Genomic DNA, 24,266 nt, shown 5'->3' with positions numbered 1-24,266 from the left:
CTCTGCGCTTACCCCAGCCACTTCTCGTAGCAGAAAAACCGCAGCCCTGGCCGAAACGCCAGCTTGATTTCGCCCGCAAACCGGTAGCCCAACTTGGGGAACAGCCGCTGCGTGGCCGCATTTTCTGAGTTGGTGTCCACGCGCAACGTGCGCAGGCCCAGGGCCCTGGCCTCGTGCTCGGCCTGCGCCAGCAGGGCCCCGGCCACGCCGCGGCCTTGGGCTTCGGGGGCCACGGCGAGGCGGTGCGTCACCAGCGCGGGTTCGGCGGCGTCCCAATCGGCGTCGGCGTATTCGGGGTCCTGGTCCTGGGTGAGGGCAGCAATGCCGTCCAGGGCCCCCAGGCGCTCGGCCACCCACAAGTGCTGGCGCTCGATGTCGCGCCGAAACACGGCTTCGTTGGGGTACTCGCTGGTCCACTGCATGTTGCCGGCGGCGTTCATCAGCGGCACCACGGCTTGCACCAGCGCCAGCACGGCCGGTAAATCGGCCAGCGTGGCGCGCCGGATGGTCAGGTCCATGGTCATGCTAGCCCTTGCGCAGCACCTCGGCCGCTTCCTTGGCGAAGTAGGTGAGAATGGCGTCGGCCCCGGCGCGCTTGATGCTCAGCAGCACTTCCATCATGGTGCGCTCGCCGTCCATCCAGCCGTTCAGCGCAGCGGCCTTCACCATGGCGTACTCGCCGCTCACGTTGTAGGCCGTTACGGGCAAGTTGGTGCGGTCCTTCACCTCGCGGATGATGTCGAGGTAGCTCAGGGCGGGCTTGATCATCACCATATCGGCGCCCTCCGTCTCGTCGAGGGCCAGCTCGCGCAGGGCCTCGCGGCGGTTGGCGGGGTTCATTTGGTAGCTTTTCTTATCACCCTTCTTGGGGGCCGAGTCCAGCGCGTCGCGGAAGGGGCCGTAGAAGGCCGAGGCGTACTTGGCCGTGTAGCTCATGATGCTCACGTGCTGGAACGCGTTGCTGTCCAGCACGTCGCGGATCCAGGCCACGCGCCCATCCATCATGTCGGAGGGCCCGATGATGTCGGCGCCGGCGCGGGCCTGGGCCAGGGCCATCTGGCCTAGTACCTCCAGCGAGGCGTCGTTGAGGATCTCGCCCGAGTCCACGTCCACCACGCCATCGTGGCCGTCGCTGCTGTAGGGGTCCATGGCCACGTCGGTCATGATCACCACGTCCGGAAACTGCCGCTTGATGTCGGCCACCGCCTTCAAGTATAGCCCGTCGAGGTTGGCCGATTCGCGCGCCAGCCGGTCCTTCAGGCCGTCGCTGATGCTCGGGAACGGCGCGAACGCCTTGATGCCCAGCTCCACGCAGCGCCCCACTTCGTCAATCACCGTATCGGCCGAGTAGCGGTAGATGCCGGGCATGGACTTCACTTCCAGCCGCTGGCTGTGGCCTTCGATGAGAAACAGCGGAAAAATAAAATCGTGGGCGGTGAGGCGAGTTTCCTGCACCATGTCGCGGATAACCTGCGATTTACGGTTGCGGCGGGGGCGGTCGGTGGGGAGAATTGGCATAGAAAATTCAGAAAGGGCAAAGGAGAACAACCGCGCCGGGGCCCCGGAGGTTGTGCCCCAGGGCCCCGGCAGCCTGGCAGCACGGCCAGGCTACGCCTTCTTCTTAGCCGGCTTCTTGGGGCTAAACAGCTTATATAGTAGAAACAGGACCACCAACCCGGCCGCCGTGTAGCCCAGCGCGGTGAAGAAACCCACCCCAAAAATCAGGTTCACCAGCGCCGCCAGGCCCGCCAGCACGGCCAGCGTCACGCCGATAAAAAACAAAGCCACGCGCCCCAGCCCGTTCTCCGCCGTGCCCTGGGTATGGGCCAGGGCCCCGGCGGCCCGGCGGTGGGGCCGTAGCTGCACCGGAACTTCTGGCGCGGCGGGCCGGGATAACGGGCTCAATGCCAGTAAGTGCTGCGCCTGAGCACGCACCGACCGGCCAAAGCCCTGGCGAGTTGGCCCCCCCGTTGCCATTGCGGCGGCGGCGGCTGGGGCCCCGGGCGCAATGGCGGGCGCTTCGGCCGGGCCAGTAGGGGGTGTCGCTTCAGCAGTTGCCAGCGCTACGGCCGGCGTGGGGCGTGGGGTGTGCGCCAGGGCCCCAGGGCCCGCGCCGACGGGCGTGGTGAACTGGAAGGCGGCTTGCTCGCTCCGGCAGCTGGCCAACAGGCTCAGCACGAACAAAAAAGCAACCGGGCGTAAACGAGCAAAAATCATAGGGGAGGGCCCCGGGCTAGAATTCCCGGATTACGTCCGCAATTACGTCGCAGGCTTCGTGTAGTTGTGCTTCGGTGATGACGAGCGGCGGCGCGAAGCGGATGATGTCGCCGTGCGTGGGCTTGGCCAGCACGCCGCGCTCCATCAAGCTCACGCACACGTCCCAGGCCGTGCGGCCGTCGTCGGCAGGTTTGATAACCACCGCGTTGAGCAGGCCGCGGCCGCGCACCAGCTCCACCGTGGCGGGGCATTCGGCCTGCACCTGGCGCATGCGCTGCCGGAAAATCTCGCCCAGCCGGGCAGCGTTGCCGGCCAGCTTTTCGTCAATAAGTACGTCCAGCGCCGCCCGCATCACGGCGCAGGCCAGTGGGTTGCCGCCAAACGTGGAGCCGTGCTGCCCGGGCTGAATCGTGAGCATAATCTTATCGTCCGCCAGCACCGCCGATACGGGCAATACCCCGCCGCTCAACGCCTTGCCCAGTATGAGGATGTCGCCGCGCACCGCCTCGTGGTCGGAGGCCAGCAGCTTGCCCGTGCGCCCCAGCCCGGTTTGAATTTCGTCAGTAATCAGCAATACATTATGCTGCTTGCACAGCGCGGCGGCTTGCGCCAGGTAGCCCACGGCGGGCAGCACCACGCCAGCCTCGCCCTGGATGGGCTCGATGAGGAAGCCGCACACGTGCGGGTCTTGTAGGGCCGCGGCCAGGGCCTCCACGTCGTTATAAGGCACCACCTGGTAGCCCGGCACAAAGGGCCCGAAGCCGCCCGTGCTCTCGCCGTCGGTGCTGAAGGAGATGATGCCCGTGGTGCGCCCGTGGAAGTTGTGCTCGGCCACCACGATGCGCGCCTGGTTGGGGGCAATGCCTTTTTCCTGGTAGCCCCACTTGCGGGCCAGCTTGAGAGCCGTTTCCACGGCTTCGGCCCCGGAGTTCATTAGCAGCGCCTTATCGTATTTAAATAGCTCACACAGCTGCTGCTCGGCCGGCCCAAGCTGGTCGTTGAAAAATGCCCGCGAGGTCAGCGTCAGCGTTTGCGCCTGCGCCGCTAGGGCCCCGATGATGCGCGGGTGGCAGTGCCCCTGGTTCACGGCCGAGTAGGCGGAGAGGAAATCGTAGTAGCGCCGGCCGTCCACGTCCCAGAGGTGCACGCCCTCGCCGCGGGCCAGCACCACCGGCAACGGGTGGTAATTGTGGGCCCCGTAGCGGTCCTCAAGGGCCATGAGTTGTTCGGCGCGGCTATCGGTTGTGGGCAGGGCGGGGGCGGGGTAGGACATGGGCAGGGGGAGGATAAAGCCGTTATTTGTAATGCATAAGTACGACACGAAACCCGGCCGCTAAGTGCCGGGGCCCCCGGTTCTGCCCTGCCCCAACCCCTGCGCGCGCCCTGATGCTCCGCCGTTTTCTCCTGCTTATGCTCACCAGCGCCGCCGGCCCGGCCTTGGCGCAGCACGCCCCCGGCCCGCCCACCGCCTTCCCTGCAAGGCACCCGCTGGCCACCCAACACTACCAGCTAGAAAGCCTAGCCACCGGCCCGGCCCCGCCGGCAATGGGCCCCTTGCCCGGCCAGGCGGCCCGGCCCGCCGGAGCCCCAGCCGTTGCGCCGGCCCCGGCCCTGCCGCCGGCCCCCGTACCCACGGTGCGGGCCGCGGCCCGCTATGCGCCCCTGCTGCCCGCGCCGGGCCCGCCGCCCGCCGCCGCGCCGGAGCCCCGCCGCCACCTGGCAGCCGCGCCGCCCGGCCCGCCCTACGACCCCTACCAGCACCTGCCCGAAGAATTTCGCAAGCGTACCTTGCCCGCCGTATGGGCCGCGCCGCTGCCGCTCCAGCTGCTGCGCACTGCCCTGGGCCACTAGCCGAGGGCCCCTATCCCGTTGCCCGCCCCCGATGCCCGCCGAGCCCAAGCGCCCCACCCTGGAAGAATTCGCCGCCCGGCCTTTGCTGCCCGGCGACTACTACACCACGCCCGAGGGCTACCTCGTGTTCACGGCCCAGTACCACCAGCGGCGGGGCTTCTGCTGCCGCAACGGGTGCCGCCACTGCCCCTGGAATTTTCGGCCCCCGGGGCCCCCGTCCGCATGAAAATGAAACGGGTACTTGGTAATTGGCAGACTTTTACCGATATTTGCGGCCCGTTTCCCTGCTTTGTAATTTCTAATCCCCCGATATCATGGCCCGAGTTTGTGATTTGACCGGCAAGCGCACCCGCGTTGGCAACAACGTGTCGCACGCCAATAACAAAACCAAGCGCAAGTTCTACCCGAACCTGCAGAAAAAGCGCTTCTACATCCCCGAGCAAGACGCCTGGGTGACGCTGAAAGTGGCTACTTCTACCATCCGCACCATCAACAAAAACGGCATCATGGCCGTGTTGAAAAAGGCTAAGGAGCAGGGCTTCGTTGTGTATTAACTGAGCGGGCCGCGGCGGGCGCCGGCAATTATCTGCTGGACCCGCCGCGGCGCTCACTGCCAAAGCCAGCGCCGATGCGCCAGCCCCCGGGCCGGGCATCGGCGCTGGCTTTGGTGGGCCCCGGGGCCCCGGCACGATCGGAAATGCCCTGGCTGATAAGTATATAAATAAGCAATAGGTACTTGGTCTTTTGCGGTTTCCCCAAAAGGCCGTACCTTTGCAATCCTAAAACCAAAAACAACCCCCGTCGAGATGGCCAAGAAAGGAAACCGGGTGCAGGTTATCATGGAGTGCACCGAGCATAAAAACTCGGGCCTGCCGGGCACCTCGCGCTACATCACCACCAAGAACCGCAAGAATACCCCCGAGCGCATCGAGCTGAAGAAATTCAACCCGATCATGCGCAAAATGACCGTTCACAAAGAGATTAAATAACCTGCGTTATGGCTAAGAAAGTAGTAGCAACTCTGAAAACCACGGAGAACGCCAAGAACTGGGCAAAGGTCATTCGCGCCGTGAAATCGGAGAAGACCGGTGCCTATACCTTCAAGGAAGAAATGGTGCTCCTCGACAAAGTGCAGGAGTTCATCACCACCGGTAACAAGTAAGCCGCCGGCCGCTGAACAATGAAAAAGTCCCGCCTTCGTGGGACTTTTTTCGTGTCAGGCCCGTCCGTTGTTGGGCCCTCGGGGCCCTAATTTTCACCCTTCTACGCCGCCCGGCCCCGGCCGGGCGCACCGCCGCACCGCATGGGCCTCTTCGATTTTTTTAAGAAAGACAAGGACAGCAAGGAGCAACAGGCCTCGCTCGACGCGGGCCTGGAAAAAACCAAGACCAACTTCTTCAACCAGCTCAGCAAGGCCGTGGTCGGCAAAAACACGGTCGACGAGGCCGTGCTTGATGACCTGGAGGCCCTGTTGGTGCACGCCGACGTGGGCATCGACACGACGGTGAAGGTGATTGACCGCATCGAGCAGCGCGTGGCCCGCGACAAGTACGTGAGCACCAGTGAGCTGGACCGCATTCTGCGCGAGGAGATTGCGGGCCTGCTCGAAGACAACAACACCGGCTCGACGGCCGTGCTCGAGCGCGGCGACGCGGCGCAGGGCGCGGGACCCTTTGTGATTATGGTGGTAGGCGTGAACGGGGTGGGCAAAACCACCACCATTGGCAAGCTGGCCCACCGCTTCCACAGCGCCGGCAAAAAGGTGGTGCTGGGGGCCGCCGACACGTTCCGGGCCGCCGCCGTCGACCAGCTCATCATCTGGGGCCAGCGCGTGGGTGTGCCCGTGGTGAGCCACGGCATGAACACCGACCCCGCCTCCGTGGCATATGACGCCGTGCGTAAGGGCGTGGAGCTGGGGGCTGACGTGGTTATCATCGACACCGCCGGCCGCCTGCACAACAAGGTGAACCTGATGAACGAGCTCACCAAAATCAAGCGCGTGATGCAGAAGGTGATTCCCGACGCCCCGCACGAGGTGCTGCTGGTGCTGGACGGCAGCACGGGCCAGAACGCCTTTTTGCAAGCCAAGGAGTTCACCAAGGCCACCGAGGTGTCGGCCCTGGCCATCACCAAGCTCGACGGTACGGCCAAGGGTGGGGTGGTGATTGGTATTTCGGACCAGTTTAGCATCCCGGTGCGTTACATTGGGGTGGGCGAGAAGATGACCGATTTGCAGCTTTTCGACAAGCACACCTACGTCAATTCGCTTTTCCGCAAGTAGCCGCGGGCACTAAACCGCCCCGGCCGGCCGTTGCGGCCGCAAAGCCTTTTCGCCATGCGCCACTTTCTTGCTTCGCTGCTCGCGCCGGCCCTATTTGTGGGGGCCCTGGCTTCTTGCAGCTCCGGCGGCAGCGACGCCGAGCCCCTCATTCCTTACGCGCCAGTCAACCTCGTTATCGACCTCACTAACCAGCAGTACCGCGCCCTGCGCTTCGACAATGGCGTGGTGGCGCTGCCCGTGCAAGGCCCCGCTGGCAACGGCGGCGTGAAGGGCGTGCTGGTGGTGCGCCAGAACGCCAGCAGCTACCTGGCCTTCGAGCGCAACTGCCCCTATCACCCCTACGACGCCTGTTCGCTGGTGAGCCTCGACCGCTCGTCGCGCTTGTTTTTGCGCGATTCGTGCTGCGATTCGCGCTTCAGCCTCACCGGCCAGGTTATTGGGGGCCCTGCGGTGCGCCCCCTGCGCGCCTACGCTACTAGCTTGCAAGGCACGCAATTAAGCATCATTAACTAGGGCCCCGGCGTATTTTTTTAACTTTTTTTGGCCCTCATCTTGCGCCAACCGGTACGGCGCCGTAAGTTTGCAGTCCGAAAACGCCGGTTTCGGAATGAAATGCTTCCTTAGCTCAGCCGGTTAGAGCATCTGACTGTTAATCAGAGGGTCCCTGGTTCGAGCCCAGGAGGGAGCGCAATAGGTCTGAAACGCCCCGCAAACCACGTGTTTGCGGGGCGTTTTGCTTATGGCCTAGTGCAAAGATTGGCGCATACAGAGAGGGCCCCGACCAAGCTGGTCGGGGCCCTCTCTGTATGGCTCCAGTTTCTGGGCGTCGGCTTGGCTGGGGGCCGGTGTCCGCATTCGTGTAGTTAATATACGCCGATAGGGCAATAAGTTGCGGTGGGGTGAGGTAATTTTTTTGTAGGGCGGGGCGCTAGGTCGCGGCCGCGTCGAGGGCCTGCCGCACTTCGCCCCAGCTTAGTTCGCCGGCTACGTAGCGCTGGTAGAGCTGCCGCGCATGTACCGTGGCTTTGGCTTTCAAACTGGGAATGACGGCTTGCATCTGCTGCAACACCCAGGCGCGCTGCTGCGGCGTTTGGGCGCTGGGGCCAAATTTGGGGTCGTAGGCCATGCGGCAAGGGGTAGCACTTGCGGAGTTGCACCAGCAAAGATCATCAGATTGCAACGGCGTAATATGCAGCTAACTACTGATTTTTTGTGCGAAAAGTACCGATAATTAGCTCTTTAATCATATGCATATACCGCCTTGTTTAGGGGTATATCGTTGGCTGGAAGGGGCCCCGGCCGGTGGGAGTGGCCACGGCGCGTGGGTCAGCCAGCCCGGGCGAGGCAGGGCTCGCTTAACGTTGTGCTCAGGCCCCGGTGGGAAAACCTGCCCGCTCGCCTATCTTTAGGCACCCCACGCTTTGGCAGCGGTAGCACCGGCCTTGCGCTGTTGGCTGGGGCCCCCATCTAACATGACCGCTTTAGAACGTAATAACGTCACGGTATCGGGGGCAGGGCCAGGGGCGCAGACCGTGGTGTTTGTGCACGGCTTCGGCTGCGACCAGCAGATGTGGCGCCTGATGGCCCCCGCTTTCGAGGAGCACTACCAGGTGGTGCTGCTTGACTTGGTGGGGGCTGGCGGCTCCGACCTGGTGGCCTACGACCCGACCCGCTACGCCACGCTGGACGCCCACGCCGCCGACGTACTGGCGGTGCTGGAGGCCCTGGAGCTGCGCGGCGTCGTGCTGGTGGGCCATTCGGTGGGCGCTACCATCGGGGTGCTGGCCGCCGCGCAGGAGCCGGCGCGGGTGGCCCGGCTGGTACTGGTGGCGCCCACGCCCCGGTTCCTCAACGACGACGGCTACATTGGTGGCTTTGAGCCAGCCGACCTCGAGGAGCTTTTTGGGGCCCTGGACGATAACTACCTGACCTGGGCCGCCGACCTGGCCCCCGTGGTGATGGGCTACCCCGACCGGCCGGCGCTGGCTGCCGAGCTCACCCGCAGCTTTTGCCGCACCGACCCCGTGATTGCCCGGCACTTCGCCCGCGTCACGTTTTGGAGCGACCACCGCGCCGACCTGGCCCGCGTGCGTACCCCCACCCTGATTTTGCAGAGCGCCCGCGACGCGCTGGTGCCGCTGGCGGTGGGAACCTACTTAAACCAGCACCTGCGGGGTAGCCAGCTGTTGGTGCTCAATACCTTAGGACACTGCCCCCACCTGAGCGCGCCGCAAATTACCACCACGGCCATCGAACAGTTTCTACCTTCGCCCGTAGGGTAAAGACATGACCCCCGACGCCGAAGAGCCTCTGCCCGAGCTAGACCTGCGCCTGACCGAGGAAAACCCTGAGGATTTGTATGAGCACGCCCCCTGCGGCTACTGCTCGTGCCTGCCCGACGGCACGCTGGTAAAACTTAATGCCACCCTGCTGGGCTGGCTGGGCTACGCCCGCGAAGAGCTGGTGGCCCGCCAGGCCCTGGCGCAGCTGCTGACCGTGGGCGGCCGCCTGCACTTCGAAACGCACGGCACGCCGCTGCTGCTGCTGCGGGGCCAGGTGCGCGAGCTGAGCTACACGCTGCGCCGCAAAGACGGCACCGCGCTGCCCGTGCTGCTGAGCGCCGTGCTGGTGCGCGACGCCGACGGCACGCCGCTGGTGGTGCGCGTTACGCTGTTCGACATCACTGAGCGCCGCAAGTACGAGCAAGAACTGCTGCGCACCCGCGCCCTGGCCGAGGAGCGGGGCGCGCAACTGGCCCAGGCCAACGCCCAACTCACGGCCCAGAACGAGCAGCTGCTGCGCACCAACGCCGACCTCGACAGCTTTGTGTACACGGCCTCGCACGACCTCAAGCAGCCCATCGATAACATGACGGGCTTGTTTGAGGAGTTCAAGCGCACCGCCACCTTCGCCGACCCCGAGGCGGCGGGCATGGTGGGCATGTTTGCCGAGGCCTTGCAGCAGATTTTGGGTACCATCAGCGGGCTGGCCGAGGTGGTGCAGGTGCAGCGGCAACTCGAAGAGGTAGCCGCCGAGGCCGTGCCCCTCCAGCCCTTAGCCGAGGAAGTGGTGCGCAGCCTCCAGCCGCAGGCCACCGACGCCGGGGCCGAGTTTGAGCTCGATTTTGCCGCCGCGCCCGCGCTGCGCATGGCCCGCCCGGGGGCCCAAAGCATGTTCTACAACCTGTTCAGCAACGCGCTGCGCTATGCCCAGCCTGGGCGCCGGCCCCGTGTGCGCGTGAGCACGGCGCGGGCCGGCACCAGCACCGTGCTCACGGTGCAGGACAACGGCCGCGGCATTGACCTGGAGCGCCACCGCCGCCACTTGTTCCAACTTTTTCGCCGCTTCCACCCCGAGGTGGCTGGCTCGGGCGTGGGCCTGTACCTGGTGCACCGCCTGGTGCTCCAGGCCGGGGGCCGCATTGAAGTAGAAAGCGCCGTGGGCCAGGGCACGGCCTTCCGCCTCTACTTCCCCGCGTAGCCCGTGGGGGCCCTACGGGGCAGTGCTGGCCGCCGGGGCGGGCGCTACGGGCGCGGTGGCTTTGTCGCAGGCGCGCAGCCCCACCAGGGCCACTACCACAAAAAGCACAGCAAAACCAATGGAGCGGGAGGATGCGCCGGAGCGCGGGCGGGGGCGGTGCATAGCGAAGCAAAAAGAAAGAAAGGGCCAAAAAACGCTTGGGTAACACGCTTGGGAGGCCAAAAAGTTGGCGCGGGCTGCCGCAATTTTTTGGCCTGGGGCCCCGGGCGGCTACGACACTTTTTTGGGGCCCCCGCGGCGGGTGCAGCTGCGGCTGTGCAAGGGCCCCGGGGCTCGCATACCAAGTGCTATGACCTAATAACGTGCTGCCGGCCAGGCTGGGGCCCTGTTTCTTAAGCCGTGCCACCGCGCTCCCGGTGCCCGCAGGCCGGGGCCGCCCGCGCCGGGGGGCCGTCCTTTGCCCAGCACACGTTACCTTTTTCCCCAAACTTACCGAAATGGATTTGCTAACGGTATCGGGCCTTGGCCTTGCGGAGCGCGGCCGGACTGTGCTTGAACCACTCAGCTTTGGGCAGCGCGCTGGCCAGCGCCTGGCCCTGGCCGGCGAGAGCGGAGCCGGCAAAAGCACGCTCCTTCAGCTCATTGCGGGGCTTGTGCAGCCCAGCAGCGGCACCGTGCACGTGGCCGGCCGCCGCGTGCGGGGCCCCGCCGAGGTGCTGGTGGCCGGCCACCCGGGCGTGGCCTACCTCTCGCAGCGCTCCGAGCTGCCCCAGCACCTGCGCGTGGAGCAGGTGCTGCGCTACGCCCAGGCCCGCCCCGCCGCCGACGCGCCGGCCTTGTTCGCCCTCTGCCGCATCGACCACCTGCTGGCCAACCGCACCGACCAGCTCTCGGGCGGTGAGCAGCAGCGCGTGGCCCTGGCCCGGCTGCTGCTGGGGGCCCCGCAACTGCTGCTGCTTGACGAGCCCTTTTCGAGCCTCGACCGCACCCACAAGCGCCAGCTCCGCGCCGTGCTGGAGGACGTGGGGGCACGCCTGGGCATCACTTGCGTACTGGTATCGCACGACGCGGCCGATACGCTGCCCTGGGCCGACGAAATCCTGGTGCTGCGCCGCGGCCAGCTCGTGCAGCAGGGGCCCCCGGCGCAGCTGTACCGCCAGCCGGCCGATGCTTACACCGCCGCGCTTTTCGGCGACTACTACCTGGTGCGCGGCGCCGACCGCCAGGCCCTGACTGCCGCCGCCCCAGGGCCCCCAGCTCCCGGCACCGCCCTGCTTGTGCGCCCCGAAGACCTACGCCTGGGGGCCCCAGGCACTGGCGCGGCCGGCACGGTGCGGGCCGTGCGTTTCATGGGCAGCCACTACGAGCTGGAAATCCAGTTGGCCAACGCCACCGTGCGCCTGCCCGCCGCCACCGCTGCCCTGGCCCCCGGCGATGCAGCGCACGTAGCCCTGGCCCCCGGCTCCGGCTGGGAAGTGGCGGACGACGGAGAGGTAGAGGCGTAGAATACTGGCTTAAGCGGTCAGCGTAAACCGTTATGCAGCGTGCAGTGAAGCATCTTTTCCGCGCAAGTAATCATTTGCTGCCGCGGGGAAGATGCTTCGCTGCGCGCTGCATGACATCCTAAAGCCAATAAAAACCAATCGTTTACCAACTGCTTACCGCAGTTCTTCGATGGCCGCCGGGTCCATGTCGGTGTACTCCAGGTTTTCGCCGCCCATGCCCCAGATGAAGGTGTAGCCCGCCGTGCCGCAGCCCGAATGGATGGACCACGGCGGCGAGAGGATGGCCTGGCCCTCGCCCACCCACAGGTGGCGGGTTTCCTGGGGCTGGCCCATGAGGTGCAGCACGCGCTGGCCCGCGGGCAGGTTGAAGTAGAGGTAGGCCTCCATGCGCCGGTCGTGGGTGTGGGCGGGCATGGTGTTCCACACGCTGCCGGGGTGCAGCTGGGTGAGGCCCATCACCAGCTGGCAGCTCGTAATGCCCTCGTTGTAAATGTATTTGTAGATGGTGCGCTGGTTGGCCGTTTCCAGGGCCCCCAGCGTCACGGGCGTGGCCTCGGCTTGGGTGCGGCGGGTGGTGGGGTAGGCGTGGTGGGCGGGCGTGCTCAGCAAATAGTAGCGGGCCGGCTGGGCCCCGTCGGCGCTGGCAAACTGCACGTTGCGGGCGTCGCGGCCCACGTAAAGGCAGTCCTGGGGCCCCAGTTCGTAGGCCGTGCCGTCCACCGTCACGGTGCCGGCCGCGCCGGTGTTGAGGACGCCCAGCTCGCGGCGCTGCAGGAAGAAATCGGCCTTCAGGTTATCGGGGCAGGGCAGGGCCAGGGGCCCCGCGGTGGGCACGGCGCCGCCCACCACCATGCGGTCGTAGTGGGTGTACACGAGCGTCACCTCGCCGGGCACAAACAGCGTTTCGATGAGGAAATTCTCGCGCAGCTCGGCGGTGTTCATGGCCGCCGTTTCGCGCGGGCCAATAGCATAGCGTTGGGTCATTGGGGAAGGAGGTTAAGGGGAATGAAGCCGTTAGGTGGCAAGTACGGCCTGCAGAAAGAAGCGCTGTATGACGGCCTTTTTAATTAATAAATAGATTGCCGTTCAATTAATTACCGGCCCATCTAATCACCGGCCCATCCAGCCGCCATCCACCGTTAGGATGGTGCCGTGGATGTAATCGGCGGCGGCACTGGCTAGGAACACAGTGGGGCCCCTAAAATCGTCGGGCTGGCCCCAGCGGCCCGCGGGGATGCGGCTGAGGATGGCGGCCGAGCGGTCGGCGTCTTGGCGCAGGGCCTCGGTGTTGTCGGTGGCGATGTAGCCCGGGGCGATGGCGTTCACATTCACGCCGCGGCCGGCCCACTCGTTGGCCAGGGCCTTCACCAGGCTGCCGATGGCGCCCTTGCTGGCCGCGTAGCCCGGCACGTTGATGCCGCCCTGAAACGTAAGCAGCGAGGCGGTGAAGATGATTTTGCCGCGGCCGCGGGCCAGCATTTGGGCCCCCACGGCGCGCGCCAGGCGGAAGGGCGCGTCGAGGTTGATGGCCAGCACATCGTCCCAATCGGCATCGGGGTGCTCGGCGGCGGGGGCCCGGCGGATGGTGCCGGCGTTGTTCACCAAAATGTCGATTGCCGGAAAATCGGCCAGCACCTGGGTGGCAAATGCATCGGCGCTAGCGCGCTGGCTAAAATCGGCCTGGTAGGCCGAGAACTGCCGACCCAGGGCCCGCACCTGGCGACCCACCTCGCCGCCGTCGGCAGCCAGCGTGGCCGATACGCCCACGATGTTGGCCCCGGCTTCGGCTAAGCCCACGGCCATGGCCAGGCCAATGCCCCGGTTGCAGCCCGTGACGAGGGCGGTTTGGCCGGTGAGGTTGAAGGCAGCGGAAAGCGACATATAGAAAAGGCGAAAAAGGCGGTGCGTAGGGCCCTGGCCGCGGTGGCCGGTGCTGGGCAAATGTATTGCCTGCCGCCGCCCCGGCCGCCCCTGGCCCTCCCCGCCAACCCGGCTGCTGGCCAGGGCAAGGCCAGCGTGGCACAATGCCCCGGCCAAGATGCACTCTGCCCGGGTGGCCACTGGCCCGGGCGCGGTTGGGTTCGCCGGGCCCTTTGCGCCGTTGGCCGGGTTTTCTTCGCCATCCGCCGGGTGCGTACCAATGGCCAACGGAAGTGCAAGCATTTTTGTAACACAACCCAACCGCCAATAAATGCTACTTAAAGCGGGTAAGGTTGTCTGCATCTTCTCCACAGTTGGATTTTTTCTGCTTGCCCCATGAAAACTGCCCTGTTAGCTCTCTGCTTGTCGATGCTGGCCCTGGGAACGGCGGAGGCTGCGCCCTGCGTACGGGCCCCGTGGCCCCACCGCGCCGGGGCCCGGCCGCTGGCGCGGTTCCTCGTGGCTACGCTGCGGGTGCCTAGCAGTCAGGCACTCGCCATCCAGCAGGTGCTCAAAACCCGCGCCGTGGGCACGCCCACCCCCGACGAGCTGGCCAGCCTGCTGCGCCCGGTGCTCACCGAAGCGCAGTTCGCCAAATTCCAGGACCTGGCCAGCAGCAAGCTGCTGGGCTCCAACCTGACGTACCTGGCCTCGCTGCACTAAGCCGGTTTCCTGGCGCTGGGGCCCCACCAGCCGCCGAGCGCCTGTGGGAACAGAGGGGCACGCCGTTGCCGCATGAGCCGCAGGCCAGGCAAACGTAGAACGGAGCACTGCCCTGTGCTACCCCACAGGGCCCGTACGGGCGCATCTTTGCGCCTCACTCAGCGCCCGCCCATGATTCTCGCCTGGACCCTCCAGCCCTTCGCCGCCCTGTCGGTGCCCGAGCTTTACGCACTGCTTCAGCTGCGCAGCGCCGTGTTTGTGGTAGAGCAAACCTGTGCTTTTCAGGATATTGACGGCCACGACGCCGACGCCTTGCACCTGCTGGGCCGCACCGAAACCGGTGAGCTAGCGGCCTATGCCCGGTTGTTTGCGGCGGGCCTCAGCTACCCTGAGGCCAGCATTGGGCGGGTGGCGGTGGCCCCGGCGTTTCGCCGCCACGGCCTGGGGCGGCAGCTCATGGGCGAGGCCCTGGCCCGGTGCGCGGCGCAATGGGGCCCCCAGCCCATCCAAATTGGGGCGCAGCTTTACCTGCGCGCGTTCTACCGCAGCTTCGGCTTCGAGCAGGTGGGCGACGGCTACTTGGAAGACGACATTGCGCACATCCACATGCTACGGCCGTAGCCGCGCGGGTAGGTGAGCCGACCATTCTTAGGCCCCGGTGCCTCCCAAAATACGGTAGCCGAAACGGCTTTTTCGCAACGAATACCCGCGTGGCTACCCGCCAGAATGCAAAAAAAGGAGCCCGCCGACAGTAAGTCGGCGGGCTCCTTTTTTTGCGCTGCAAGCGCCCCGAACTAGTTCAGGCTGCTCGAGTGCATTTTCATGATCTGCCGGGCTTGGGCCAAGTTGGTATCACGGGCGTTTACTGCCAAGTAGATGAACTTGTCGCCGGTGGGCGAAAGCTTCAGCAGGTGCAGCTGGTCGGTCAGGGTCAGCAGGATGTCCTGCACTTTCTGGTCCAACTTCAGCGCTGCGAGGGCCTTGAGCTTGGCTTTTACCACCTCCGTGTTGTAGGCAGCGGCCGTCTCGATATCGAAATCGGCAATGTTGGTGTGCGAAGCCAGCGGCATGCCGGTTTCAGTTTCTACAACGGCTACGGCGAGCAAGGTGGGCAGCTCGGCGAGGATGTCTTTAATGGTTTGCTTGGGGGTGGCGATGGTTGACATAATAATTTTAAAAAATGGTAGAGAAAGTAAGAAAATTGAAAAAGGAAATGGTAAAAAATAGTTGATTTAAATGGCGTGCCGCCGCATAATTTCTTTGGCAATGCCTAGGTTAACATCGGTGATGCGCACCGCTAAAAAGCAGTACCACTTGCCTTCGTTCATGGGGCGCAGGTAGTGAAACTGGTCTTCCAGCATAACGACAAAATCGGTGAGGGGGCCCCCGATCCAGGCCTTCGCCGCCAGCGCGTCGTCCATGACGTGTAGCAGCTTGGCGTTGCGCAAGCTAATTTGGTTGGGGTTATAGGCGTTGCTGACGGTGTAGGAAGCCACCACCCGGCCCGATTGGGCGTTGACTACGCAGGCCATCAGCAAGTCGGGTAATTCTTCCAGCAGGCCTTCAATTACTTGCTTCGAGCGTTTTCCCATTTCATCCTCACTGCTGGCGGTTACCTTTTTTAAGGGGAGCCGGTTAAAAAACGGTAGGTTCATTTTGTGAGTGGCAAGGGCAATACCTGCAGGGGCAGTACCGGGCGGGAAAGCGCCCGGGTACGGGGAGGGCCACCACCGGGGCAGCTAGCTTGTGACGGGCCGGCGAGCCGGCCCGTCACAAGTGGTTAGAACTGCCACCAATGGTGCTTTTGGGTTTTTACTTGGTCGGTGCGGGGCACCAGCGTCACGTTTTGCACGCTGCGGCCCTTCACTTGCAATTCGTCTTCGGTGTAGCCACCGTAGCCTACTTGCAGCTTCGAGGTTTGATTGGCGGGTACCAGTAGGGTGTAGTCGCCTTGGGCATTGGTGCTCACGCCGCGGCCGTGGGCCTTGTCGAGTACCGTGGCGCCCACCAGCGGGCGGCCGTTTTCGTCCAGAATGCGGCCGGTAACGGTTGTCATCCGGGCCGAAGCTTCGAGGGCCTCAACGGACTCGACGGCCGCGGGGGCCTCTTCGCCCAGTGCCAGCGTTGCCGCTACGCGGGGCAGCGTGGCTTCGGGAGCGGTGCGCACGTTGGTGCCAGCAAAGGCGGCACCGCCCACCAGGGCCGCCACGGCGATGAGGGCCCCGGCACGCTGCCGAAAACGAGCCGGCTCGGTGCGGATGAGCTGAAACTGCTGCTGCACCCAACCCACGGGGCGCACTTGGTGGCCTTTTTCCTGCAAGGCGTGGAAACGGTCGAAGGCTTCGCCGCCTTTGGCGGGGTTGGCCTTTAGGTAGGCATCCACCAATTCGGTGTTTTTGATCGATAGATCGCCGCGCAAGTAGGCGTCTCGGTAGCTCGGGAGCAACTCGTTGGTAACGGCGTGGAAGGGGTGTGCGGTTAGTGCCATAAAGCTGGTTGGAAAAGATTGAATTAGTAGTGCCCTGTTAAATGGAACGTTGCTTGATTGATGAGCAATATTACAGGCGAGGGGCACGTCTTATATTCATATTTCGACCAGAAGACAAATATATGGCACGAACGACACTTTTAGTAGGTCAAAATTCAAAACGAAAAAAATATGGCTCAATAATATAATCGGCTTTTTCTGATAGCAAAAAACTGAACTACAGTAAAATACAAAATAAAATTGTAATAATATTAATAATTATCTATTATTGATAAAGTGATAATTTTTGGATAAATAGTTTTATGATTTGCTTCGGTTATTTAATTAATCTTTATAATAATTGTACAAATTTGATAAATAGTTCTGGTGTACTGCTGCGCCAAACGTAAAATTGGCCAGCGGTCCTGTGCTTCTGCTGCCAGGGCAGTAGCATGGCCAGGCCGGCCCCGGCCCAATTCCAACGCTGGGTACCGGTCCGTGCGCCTGACCGGGCGGCGGCCGACCTTTGCCCGTGCGTGCGCCGCTGGTTTGGTGGCGGGCTCTATCCTTATATATGCGGCGTTCTTTTCGTTTTTCAGTGCCGGCTGTGCCGGCCGTGCTACTTTCCATTGTGAGCGTGCAGGGCGGGGCGGCCATTGCCAAGGGCTTGTTTCCGGTGCTGGGGGCAGCGGGCACCACCAGCCTGCGCATCGGGTTGTCGGCGCTGGTGCTGCTGGCGGTGGTGCGGCCCCGGCTGGGGCGGCTGGGGGCCCCGCAGTGGCGGGCCGTGGTGCCCTACGGCCTGGCGCTGGGGGCCATGAACTTCTTGTTTTATTGCGCGCTGGCCCGCGTGCCGCTCGGCCTGGCCGTGACGCTGGAATTTGTGGGGCCCCTGGCGCTGGCGCTGGCGGGCTCGCGGCGCTGGCTCGATGGCGTGTGGGTGCTGCTGGCCGCTACCGGCATTGCCCTCATCGCCCCGTGGCACGGGGCGGGGGTAGACCTGCTGGGGCTGGGCTTCGCGCTGGCCGCCGGCGGGTGCTGGGCCCTGTACATTGTGCTGGGCCAGCGCACCGCTGCGGTGCTGCCCGGGCCGGAGGCCGTGGCCGTTGGGATGCTTTTTGCCACGCTGCCGGTGCTGCCGTTTGGGGTGGCCAGCGGCAGCTGGCAGGGGCTCACGCCGCACCTGTTGCTGCTGGGGGGCGGGCTGGCGCTGTTTTCGAGCGTGCTGCCCTTTTCGCTGGAAATACAGGCGCTGCGGTCGTTGCCTACCCGCACGTTCAGTATTTTAATGAGCCTGGAGCCCGTTGCGGCGGCGCTGTCGGGGTGGCTGCTGCTAGGCGAGCGGCTGGCGCTGGGGCAGTGGCTGGCCGTAGGCTGCATTGTGGTGGCCAGCGCGGGGGCCACGCTCACCACTTCGCAACCCCTGCCCGCGCACACCAGCGAATAAGCCGGGGCCCCAGTTTTTGCGCATTGCCCGCCTGGGGCCCCAAAGTGCCCGTTCGGGAGTTGGCGGGGCCAGCACCAATTATTGTGTTAATGGCAGCGCGGCAGTCTGGTAAAGGCTGTCGCCGAATAAACGTTTTCGCCGCGTTGGGCGGTGGGCAACAGCGCTGCTGGCGCGGTGCTTGCGCGCGACGCTTGGCGAAAGTGTCGTTTTTTTTAATATTCTTTCGGCCGGCGATGGTAATTTATCCGTACTAAAAAAATATACCGGGTTACTGTTGGTTTTCATTACTTTTGCCCCGTAATAATTACGCAATTTTATTTTCCAAAAGCATGGCTTTGAATTTTGACGAATTCCAGAAAGTAGTTGAATCTGCTCAGCAGGCTGATGCCGTGAAGGCAGATCTTAAGCGCGCCCTGAAAAAGGTAAACAGCGCATTGGAGGCCCTGCAAGGTGCCCTGGGTGATATGGATACCGTGCTCGCCGACGATTACGTGGCCACGCCGAAAGAGCGCAAGGCGCGTCAGCCCCGGGCCCCCAAAGCCGACTCGAACGGCGACACGCCCAGCGCAACGGGTAAAAAGCCCGGCCGCCCTAAGAAAACGGCCGAATAGGTTTGCCGCTTTTAATAAAAATGCCCCCGCTTTATTTAGAAGCGGGGGCATTTTTATTATGGGATTTCCAATAGTTTTAAAAACCGTTAAGCTTGGTGTGGGCGTTCGGCCAATTTCTTAAACTGCCCCGTTGGTTTCGGGTCGTAATTGGCAAAATCCCGCCGTTTTTCAGGCAAAGCGCGGTAAAATGCAGAATAAAAAAATACCGGCCAGCCAATAATTCTTGGCCCTTGTTTTCCGGTGTTTGGGCCGGCTTAGCGCATGGCTACCTGCTCAGAACTGATATAAACTGGTCATGCTCATCTGGCGTCCGCTTGTCGAAGCATATCTCCCACTGAGTGATTCAGGACTTACGCACCGGTAGCCCCAGTGGGGCTGGTCGGTAGCCTATTGGCGTCAGTCCTTATAATTAATTACTGCCGCAGCATTGATGCTTTAATGAGTGGGCGCCAGACGAGCATGGCTGCCTTTACAGTTATTTGCTTGCGCACCGCTGCTTAAAAAACGCAAATAGCCCCGGCTGCTGCGGGCGGCCGGGGCTACTGGGGATGCTGTAGGGTTGCCCTGCTGGGGGCCCTACAGGTTCTTCAGCCAGATGGCGCGGGCGGCCAGCTGGTCGGGGGTGGCGGCGGGGTCGGGGGCGAAGTGGTAGCGCTGCACGTCTTCCTTAGCGGTCAGCTTCACGCGCAGCTCCTTGGCGGGGCCCCCGGCGCGGCGGGTGCTCAGGGCCAGGTCGGCGCCGGCGGGGCGGGCGGCAAACTTATCGGTAACGGCGGCGAAGTTGCGGCGGTCCACCACGGTGCCGTCCACGGCGGCGAGCTGGTCGCCGGGGGCTACGCCCGCGGCTTGCAAGGCGGGGCTCACCTGGCGGAAGAACACGTCGTCGCCGCGCACCTGGTAGGCCACCTCGGGGCCCAGCGTGGCCACCTGGCGGCCGGTGTGCAGGGTGGCGTCGTAGCGAATGCCGACGCGGCCGAAGTATTCTTTCAGCGGCAGCGGCTCGGCGCCCTGCACGTAGCGCCGGAAGAAGTCGCCGATTTCGGGGTAGGTGAGGGCCGTGAAGTCCTGGAAGAAGTTTTGCTCGCTGATGGGGCGGTCGGGGCCGTATTTTTTGGCCAGCTCCAGCAGCACGTCGCGCAGGCCGCGGGTGCCGTGGCTCAGCTCGAGTAGGCGCAGGTCGAGGGCGCTGGCGGTGAGGGCCCCACGCTGGTAAATGTTGCCGTACTGGCGCTGCCCCTCATCCGAGAACGAGTTGAGGCCCAGCTTGCTCAGCGCGTAGGTGGTGTCGGAGCGGGTGCGGTCGAAGCGCTCCTCGTTGTGCAGCACGTTCAGGTAGTCGTCGAGCGGCACCAGGCCCCCGCGCAGTTGCATCATGTGCGAGGCCCACTCCGTCACGCCTTCGTACAGCCACAGGTGCTGCGAGCCGGTGGGGTTCACGAAGTTGAAGTGCTCAATGATTTCGGAGTGGATGTTGAGCGGCGTCACGATGTGGAAAAACTCGTGCGCCGCAATGTCCACCACGCCCTGGGCAAACTCCGGCGTCAGGGCCCCTTCGCGCAGGATGTACTCCGAGCTATAAGAGTGCTCCCAGGCCCCGGCCACCTTGTCGCTGAACAGGTACAGGAAAGCGTAGCGTTTCACCGGCAAGTCGCCGCCCAAAAAGGCCTGCGCCGCGCCCAGCATCTTCTGCATGTCGGCCAGCAGCGGGGTGGCCTGCACCAGGCCCGTGGCCGAGTAGCAGTACAGGGCCACATCGGCGTTGCCAACCTTGGTTTTGGCATTGGTGAGGTTGCCGAGCAGGATGGGCGAGTCCACGGCCTGGTCGTAGCTTTTGGCGTGGAAGTAGCCGTCGGCGTCGGGCACGAGCACGGTGCCCACCGTCCAGGCGGTGGGGTAGTTTAGCTTGAGGCGCAGGGGCTTGGCCTGCCAGCCCTGCGGGTAGCCGAGCACGGTTTGGCCGTTCACGAGGGCGTGGTCGGGCTCCAGCGACGAGCCGCACATGCGGTAGATGCTGTGCTCGGGCACTGGCGTGGCCCAGGTTTCGGCAATGGTGTAGCGGATTTCGCGGGTTTTGGTGGGCTGGGCCAGCTCCCACTGGTTGGGGCCGATTTGCTTGCTGCCCAGCGGCTTGCCCTTGGCGTCGAAGGCCGCGAACTGGCGCACGTAGCGGCCCATGTCCATCACCTGGTAGGTGCCGGGCGCGGTGGCGGCAAACTGGTACACGGCCTGCTCTTTGCCGAGCTTGGGCGTTTCGAGGCGCACTTGGAACTGGTGGGGCCCCGCGGCGGGGTCCATGCTCACGGTGTAGGTCAGCTCTTTGGGGGCCGGGGCGGCCACGGCGGGAGCGGTGGCGGCCAGCAGCGCGGCCAGGCCGAAAAAGGAGGTTTTCAAAGACAGAACGGGAATGAATGGGAAAATGTGACCACAAAGAACGGCAGCGCCGGCGCAGGGTGGCCCGGCTTGCGTAAGGGAAGGGTGGGGGCCCCAGCGCCGGGCGTGGCTTTTCACTTCCTCACCTCCCACTTCCAGCATGTACACCAACCCCATCCTCGACGACAACTTTCCCGACCCCACCGTCATTGGGGCCCCCGACGGCTGGTACTACGCCTACGGCACCCAAACCCGGCGCGCCGACGGCAGCATCGTGAACATCCAGGTGGCCCGCTCGCGCGATATGGCGGCCTGGGAATACCTCGGCGACGCCCTGCCCCAGAAGCCCGCCTGGGCCGCCGGCACCCAGAAGTTTTGGGCCCCCCACGTGAGCCACGCCGCCGGCCGCTACTACCTGTACTACTCGGCCCGGCCCGACGATGCACCCGACGGGGCCCTGGCGCTGGCCGTGGCCGTGGCCGATAATCCCGCGGGCCCGTTCGTGGACGCCGGCCGGCCGCTGCGCCGGGGCCCCGGCTTCACCTGCATCGACCCGATGGCCTACGACGACCCTGCCACCGGCCAGCGCTTGCTGTACTGGGGCTCGGGCTTCGGGCCCCTGTGGGTGCAAACATTGGCGGAGGACCGGGTGAGCTTCGCGCCTGACAGTGAGCCCCAAGCGCTGATCTGGCCCAGCGGCGCACCCGACGACGCGGCCAACTACCACCGCCTCATCGAGGGCAGCTGGGTGCACCGGCACGAAGGCTGGTACTACCTATTTTTTTCGGGGGATAACTGCTGCGGTCCCCACGCGCACTACGCCGTGCTGGTGGCCCGCAGCCGCGCCGCCACGGGGCCCTACGAGGTGCAGCAAGCACCCGTGGTGGCGGCCAACGCACACTGGCTGGCGCCGGGCCACAACTGCGTGGTGACCGATGCCGCGGGCCACGACTGGCTGGCGTACCACGCCATTGACCCGGCCCAACCCACCTTTGCTGCCATCGACGATTCAGAAGGCTACGCCCGCCGCGTGCTGCTGCTCGACAGCCTCGAGTACGGCCCCGACGGCTGGCCGCACGTGGCCGGCGGGGGCCCCTCGTGGCAGCCGCAACCCGCGCCCGCCGGGCCCCGCGTACCTTAGGCTTTCCCACCCCCGCGCCGCCGTCTATGCCGCTTCCTTTTACGAATGCTTGCCGCTGGGCGGCGCTACTGGCGCTGGCCGCAGGGGCCCTGGCTGGGCCTGCCGCCGCCCAGGGCCCCGGGGCCCCTGCCGCCGCCCAAGGCCCCGCCGCTGCCGAAGTGGCCTGCGGCTTGGTGCCGTTGGCGCCCGCCGCCCGGGCTGCCGGGGCCCCGCTCATCGCCGAGGCCCAAGTGCTGGATGCGCAAAGCTTCTGGGATGCCGGTCACCGCCACCTCTTCACCCGGCACCGGCTGCGGGTTTTTAGTCTATTAAAAGGCAGCGCCGCCGACACCGTTGGCCTGGTGGTCGTTACCGAGGGCGGCCAGCTAGGGCTTAATCAGCAAGTACTTACCAACACGCTGCGCCTGGCGCCTGGCCAGCAGGGCGTGCTGTTTCTGGCGCCCGCGCCGTGGCCTGGGCTGGGCCTGACGGGACCCGCCTATGCGGCTTACGGCAGCGCCCAGGGCTTCGTGGCCTACGACCTGGCCCACGCCACGGCGGCCGACCCGGTGCGCGCCTACCCGGCCATCGACGCTGCGTTCTACCAAGCCCTTGACCCGCAGGGGGCCCAAACGCGCCGCGCCTTGCAGCCCAACCCTGCGCTGGCCGTAGCCCAAGCGCGCCGGCTGGCCGCGGCCAAGGGCACCGCGGTGGCCACCATTTCGGGCATCCAGCCGGCGCAGCTCACGGCCGGCACCGGGGCGGTGCTCACTATCCGGGGCAGCGGGTTTGGGGAGGCGCGGGGCGCGGGCTTCGTGGAATTTGCCAACGCCGACGACGGCGGGCGCACCTTCGAGCAGCCGCTGGCCGCCGACTACCTGGCCTGGGCCGACGGGGCCATCCAGGTGCGGGTGCCGTCGACGGGGGTGGGCGGGCACCCGGCGGGCTCGGGCCTGGTGCGCGTCACGCCCGACGGCGGCACGGTGGGGGCCAGCCCCCAGCTGCTCACGGTGGTGTACGCCCTCAGCAACGTAAAAAGCACCGACGCCCAGCCCACCGTGCAGCGCCCCAACCACGTGGCCACCAACGGACTGGGCGGCATCACCTTCCACTTCGCCCCCAACTTCGCCGACAACGCCGCCGCCAGCGCGGCCTGGCAGCGGGCCCTGGCCAGCTGGCGCTGCCAAACGGGCATGAACTGGGCCCTGGGCGACGCCGCCCCCACCAACGACATCGCCAGCGACGGCCAGAGCACCGTGGCCTTCGACCTGGCCAGCACCGCGCTGCCGGCCGGTGTGCTGGGCCGCACCACCAGCTACTACCAAGGCTGCTTCGCGGCCGACCGCTCGGTGATTTTTTACGTGGGCGAGGTGGACATGCAGTTCAGCACCGCGGCGGTGTTTCAGTTTGGGCCGGCGCTGGCCCTGGGCTTAAGCATTGATTTTGAAACGGTAGCGGTACACGAGCTAGGTCACGCCCAACAGCTGGCGCACCTCATTCGGCCGGGGGCCATCATGCACTACGCCGTGTCGCGGGGCCAAAACTCGCGCCGCCTATCCGCTGAAAGCGACGTGGCCGGCGGCCGGCTGGTGCTGCGCACCCGCAGCTTCCGCAACCGCGGCTGCGGCGGGCCGGCGCTGCTGCCGGCCCCGCTCACGGCCCTCAGCGCCGCCGTGGAGGCCGGGGCCCCGGGGCCCGTGCTGCGCTGGGCCACCCAGGCCGAGTGCTTCCTCGCGGGCTTCGTGGTGGAGCGCAGCGCCGGCCTCGACACCGCCGCGGCCACTGCCGGCTGGCTGCCCGTGGCCACCGTGGCGCTGGGGGCCCCCGGCGGCAATTACCAGGTAACTGATGCCCAGCCCGCCGCCCGCCTCGTGTACTACCGCCTGGCCCTGCTGCGCCCCGACGGCACCCGCGACTACGCCGCGCCCCTGCCCGTGGCCCCCGCCGCCGCCCCGGTGGCCGACCTGTTCCCTAACCCCGTCACTGGCACGCGGCTCAGCCTCCAGTACCCAGCTGCGGGCGGTGCCACATCGCTGGTTTACAGCATCTACGACGAACTGGGCCGGCGCTACCGCCTGGCCGCCGCCGCCGTGCAGCCCGGCCTCAACGTGCTCACCTTCGACGTGGGGGCCCTGCCGCCGGGCTTCTACCTCTTCCGCTGGCAGGACGAAAACGGCCGCTCCCAGAGCCGCAAGTTCCTGCGCTTGTAGGAGGCCGACGGGGGGCTAAAAATGGCTTTTGCCCGACCAGTATCCAAAAGCGCTTTTGATAATTAATTAATTATCAATTTTTTGTGCCGTGCCGTGCCGTGCCGTGCCGTGCCGTGCCGGAAGG

The 24,266-nt window shown here is 65.2% G+C and carries 29 protein-coding genes and 1 tRNA gene; 17 read left to right on the top strand and 13 right to left on the bottom strand.

Annotated elements, in window-relative coordinates; genetic code table 11:
• Positions 1-8: 8 nt before the first annotated feature.
• The 4 genes from EAH73_RS13850 to rocD all read right to left on the bottom strand — a co-directional run bounded on the left by EAH73_RS13850 (position 9) and on the right by rocD (position 3,490).
• Positions 9-518 carry a GNAT family N-acetyltransferase gene (locus EAH73_RS13850; protein ID WP_240047251.1) on the bottom strand — a complete coding sequence of 170 codons (510 nt, stop codon included), beginning with the start codon at positions 516-518 and terminating at the stop codon, positions 9-11.
• A gap of 7 nt (positions 519-525) precedes the next feature.
• Positions 526-1,518: a porphobilinogen synthase gene (gene hemB / locus EAH73_RS13845; protein WP_193560201.1), complete on the bottom strand. Its 993-nt coding sequence runs from the start codon at positions 1,516-1,518 to the stop codon at positions 526-528.
• Positions 1,519-1,608: 90 nt separating this feature from the next.
• Positions 1,609-2,178, bottom strand: coding sequence for a hypothetical protein (locus EAH73_RS13840; RefSeq protein ID WP_140467497.1), 570 nt, complete (start codon positions 2,176-2,178; stop codon positions 1,609-1,611).
• 55 nt (positions 2,179-2,233) lie between these two features.
• Complete coding sequence (gene rocD, locus EAH73_RS13835) at positions 2,234-3,490, bottom strand: ornithine--oxo-acid transaminase (protein ID WP_140467495.1); 1,257 nt, start codon at positions 3,488-3,490, stop codon at positions 2,234-2,236.
• Between the two features lie 137 nt (positions 3,491-3,627).
• Between rocD and EAH73_RS13830 the strand changes: the two genes are divergently transcribed.
• From EAH73_RS13830 to EAH73_RS13795, 8 genes are all read left to right on the top strand, one after another.
• Positions 3,628-4,068 carry a hypothetical protein gene (locus tag EAH73_RS13830; protein WP_140467493.1) on the top strand — a complete coding sequence of 147 codons (441 nt, stop codon included), beginning with the start codon at positions 3,628-3,630 and terminating at the stop codon, positions 4,066-4,068.
• A 31-nt stretch (positions 4,069-4,099) separates the two neighbouring features.
• On the top strand, positions 4,100-4,294 hold the full coding sequence (locus tag EAH73_RS13825) for a DUF5522 domain-containing protein (protein ID WP_140467491.1): 195 nt from the start codon (positions 4,100-4,102) through the stop codon (positions 4,292-4,294).
• An 88-nt stretch (positions 4,295-4,382) separates the two neighbouring features.
• Complete coding sequence (rpmB, locus tag EAH73_RS13820; RefSeq protein ID WP_068227396.1) at positions 4,383-4,622, top strand: 50S ribosomal protein L28; 240 nt, start codon at positions 4,383-4,385, stop codon at positions 4,620-4,622.
• Positions 4,623-4,874: 252 nt separating this feature from the next.
• Complete coding sequence (gene rpmG, locus EAH73_RS13815; protein WP_068227398.1) at positions 4,875-5,057, top strand: 50S ribosomal protein L33; 183 nt, start codon at positions 4,875-4,877, stop codon at positions 5,055-5,057.
• 8 nt (positions 5,058-5,065) lie between these two features.
• Positions 5,066-5,230 carry a DUF4295 domain-containing protein gene (locus EAH73_RS13810; RefSeq protein ID WP_071889711.1) on the top strand — a complete coding sequence of 55 codons (165 nt, stop codon included), beginning with the start codon at positions 5,066-5,068 and terminating at the stop codon, positions 5,228-5,230.
• Positions 5,231-5,371: 141 nt separating this feature from the next.
• A complete protein-coding gene (ftsY, locus tag EAH73_RS13805; protein ID WP_140467489.1) occupies positions 5,372-6,349 on the top strand; it encodes a signal recognition particle-docking protein FtsY in 978 nt (325 codons plus the stop codon).
• A 54-nt stretch (positions 6,350-6,403) separates the two neighbouring features.
• Complete coding sequence (locus EAH73_RS13800; protein WP_240047250.1) at positions 6,404-6,862, top strand: hypothetical protein; 459 nt, start codon at positions 6,404-6,406, stop codon at positions 6,860-6,862.
• Between the two features lie 101 nt (positions 6,863-6,963).
• Positions 6,964-7,037: transfer RNA gene (locus EAH73_RS13795), tRNA-Asn, on the top strand.
• 240 nt (positions 7,038-7,277) lie between these two features.
• On the opposite strand, the gene EAH73_RS13790 is transcribed toward EAH73_RS13795, so the two are convergent.
• Positions 7,278-7,475 carry a hypothetical protein gene (locus tag EAH73_RS13790; RefSeq protein WP_140467487.1) on the bottom strand — a complete coding sequence of 66 codons (198 nt, stop codon included), beginning with the start codon at positions 7,473-7,475 and terminating at the stop codon, positions 7,278-7,280.
• Positions 7,476-7,821: 346 nt separating this feature from the next.
• Between EAH73_RS13790 and EAH73_RS13785 the strand changes: the two genes are divergently transcribed.
• A complete protein-coding gene (locus EAH73_RS13785; protein ID WP_140467485.1) occupies positions 7,822-8,631 on the top strand; it encodes an alpha/beta fold hydrolase in 810 nt (269 codons plus the stop codon).
• A gap of 4 nt (positions 8,632-8,635) precedes the next feature.
• Positions 8,636-9,829, top strand: a complete 1,194-nt coding sequence (locus tag EAH73_RS13780) for a sensor histidine kinase (protein ID WP_140467483.1) — start codon at positions 8,636-8,638, stop codon at positions 9,827-9,829.
• 12 nt (positions 9,830-9,841) lie between these two features.
• On the opposite strand, the gene EAH73_RS23125 is transcribed toward EAH73_RS13780, so the two are convergent.
• Entirely contained in the window at positions 9,842-9,991 is a 150-nt protein-coding gene (locus EAH73_RS23125; RefSeq protein WP_161599554.1) for a hypothetical protein, read from the bottom strand.
• Positions 9,992-10,326: 335 nt separating this feature from the next.
• On the opposite strand from EAH73_RS23125, the gene EAH73_RS13775 reads away from it, so the two are divergent.
• Positions 10,327-11,334: an ABC transporter ATP-binding protein gene (locus EAH73_RS13775; RefSeq protein ID WP_140467481.1), complete on the top strand. Its 1,008-nt coding sequence runs from the start codon at positions 10,327-10,329 to the stop codon at positions 11,332-11,334.
• 153 nt (positions 11,335-11,487) lie between these two features.
• Here EAH73_RS13775 and kduI read toward each other — a convergent pair whose 3' ends face one another.
• Positions 11,488-12,318 (bottom strand): 5-dehydro-4-deoxy-D-glucuronate isomerase, encoded by an 831-nt coding sequence (kduI, locus tag EAH73_RS13770; RefSeq protein ID WP_140467479.1) that lies wholly within the window; start codon positions 12,316-12,318, stop codon positions 11,488-11,490.
• A gap of 126 nt (positions 12,319-12,444) precedes the next feature.
• Entirely contained in the window at positions 12,445-13,215 is a 771-nt protein-coding gene (locus EAH73_RS13765; RefSeq protein WP_140467477.1) for an SDR family NAD(P)-dependent oxidoreductase, read from the bottom strand.
• A gap of 375 nt (positions 13,216-13,590) precedes the next feature.
• Between EAH73_RS13765 and EAH73_RS13760 the strand changes: the two genes are divergently transcribed.
• A complete protein-coding gene (locus EAH73_RS13760; protein ID WP_140467475.1) occupies positions 13,591-13,917 on the top strand; it encodes a hypothetical protein in 327 nt (108 codons plus the stop codon).
• Between the two features lie 171 nt (positions 13,918-14,088).
• Positions 14,089-14,538 carry a GNAT family N-acetyltransferase gene (locus tag EAH73_RS13755; RefSeq protein WP_140467473.1) on the top strand — a complete coding sequence of 150 codons (450 nt, stop codon included), beginning with the start codon at positions 14,089-14,091 and terminating at the stop codon, positions 14,536-14,538.
• Between the two features lie 173 nt (positions 14,539-14,711).
• On the opposite strand, the gene EAH73_RS13750 is transcribed toward EAH73_RS13755, so the two are convergent.
• The 3 genes from EAH73_RS13750 to EAH73_RS23485 all read right to left on the bottom strand — a co-directional run bounded on the left by EAH73_RS13750 (position 14,712) and on the right by EAH73_RS23485 (position 16,405).
• Complete coding sequence (locus tag EAH73_RS13750; RefSeq protein ID WP_240047249.1) at positions 14,712-15,083, bottom strand: hypothetical protein; 372 nt, start codon at positions 15,081-15,083, stop codon at positions 14,712-14,714.
• A 66-nt stretch (positions 15,084-15,149) separates the two neighbouring features.
• A complete protein-coding gene (locus tag EAH73_RS13745; protein ID WP_140467471.1) occupies positions 15,150-15,509 on the bottom strand; it encodes a hypothetical protein in 360 nt (119 codons plus the stop codon).
• A 188-nt stretch (positions 15,510-15,697) separates the two neighbouring features.
• Entirely contained in the window at positions 15,698-16,405 is a 708-nt protein-coding gene (locus EAH73_RS23485) for a carboxypeptidase-like regulatory domain-containing protein (RefSeq protein WP_140467469.1), read from the bottom strand.
• A 553-nt stretch (positions 16,406-16,958) separates the two neighbouring features.
• Between EAH73_RS23485 and EAH73_RS13735 the strand changes: the two genes are divergently transcribed.
• Positions 16,959-17,831, top strand: coding sequence for an EamA family transporter (locus EAH73_RS13735; RefSeq protein ID WP_140467467.1), 873 nt, complete (start codon positions 16,959-16,961; stop codon positions 17,829-17,831).
• 78 nt (positions 17,832-17,909) lie between these two features.
• Here the strand turns inward: EAH73_RS13735 and EAH73_RS13730 are convergent, their stop codons facing one another.
• A complete protein-coding gene (locus EAH73_RS13730) occupies positions 17,910-18,116 on the bottom strand; it encodes a hypothetical protein (RefSeq protein WP_140467465.1) in 207 nt (68 codons plus the stop codon).
• 44 nt (positions 18,117-18,160) lie between these two features.
• Between EAH73_RS13730 and EAH73_RS13725 the strand changes: the two genes are divergently transcribed.
• On the top strand, positions 18,161-18,442 hold the full coding sequence (locus tag EAH73_RS13725; RefSeq protein WP_140467463.1) for a hypothetical protein: 282 nt from the start codon (positions 18,161-18,163) through the stop codon (positions 18,440-18,442).
• A 576-nt stretch (positions 18,443-19,018) separates the two neighbouring features.
• Here the strand turns inward: EAH73_RS13725 and EAH73_RS13720 are convergent.
• The gene (locus EAH73_RS13720) at positions 19,019-20,833 is read right to left on the bottom strand and encodes a peptidase (protein WP_240047248.1); all 1,815 of its coding nucleotides are present in this window, start codon (positions 20,831-20,833) and stop codon (positions 19,019-19,021) included.
• A gap of 139 nt (positions 20,834-20,972) precedes the next feature.
• Between EAH73_RS13720 and EAH73_RS13715 the strand changes: the two genes are divergently transcribed.
• Together EAH73_RS13715 and EAH73_RS13710 are read left to right on the top strand one after the other, a co-directional pair.
• Positions 20,973-21,953, top strand: coding sequence for a glycoside hydrolase family 43 protein (locus EAH73_RS13715; protein ID WP_140467461.1), 981 nt, complete (start codon positions 20,973-20,975; stop codon positions 21,951-21,953).
• 26 nt (positions 21,954-21,979) lie between these two features.
• Positions 21,980-24,142: a matrixin family metalloprotease gene (locus EAH73_RS13710; RefSeq protein ID WP_140467459.1), complete on the top strand. Its 2,163-nt coding sequence runs from the start codon at positions 21,980-21,982 to the stop codon at positions 24,140-24,142.
• The last annotated feature ends 124 nt before the right edge of the window (positions 24,143-24,266 follow it).

Origin of the sequence: Hymenobacter nivis, from assembly GCF_006439025.1 — a bacterium.
GTDB classification, from domain to species: domain Bacteria; phylum Bacteroidota; class Bacteroidia; order Cytophagales; family Hymenobacteraceae; genus Hymenobacter; species Hymenobacter nivis_A.
This window is presented reverse-complemented; position numbering and strand designations above follow the sequence as displayed.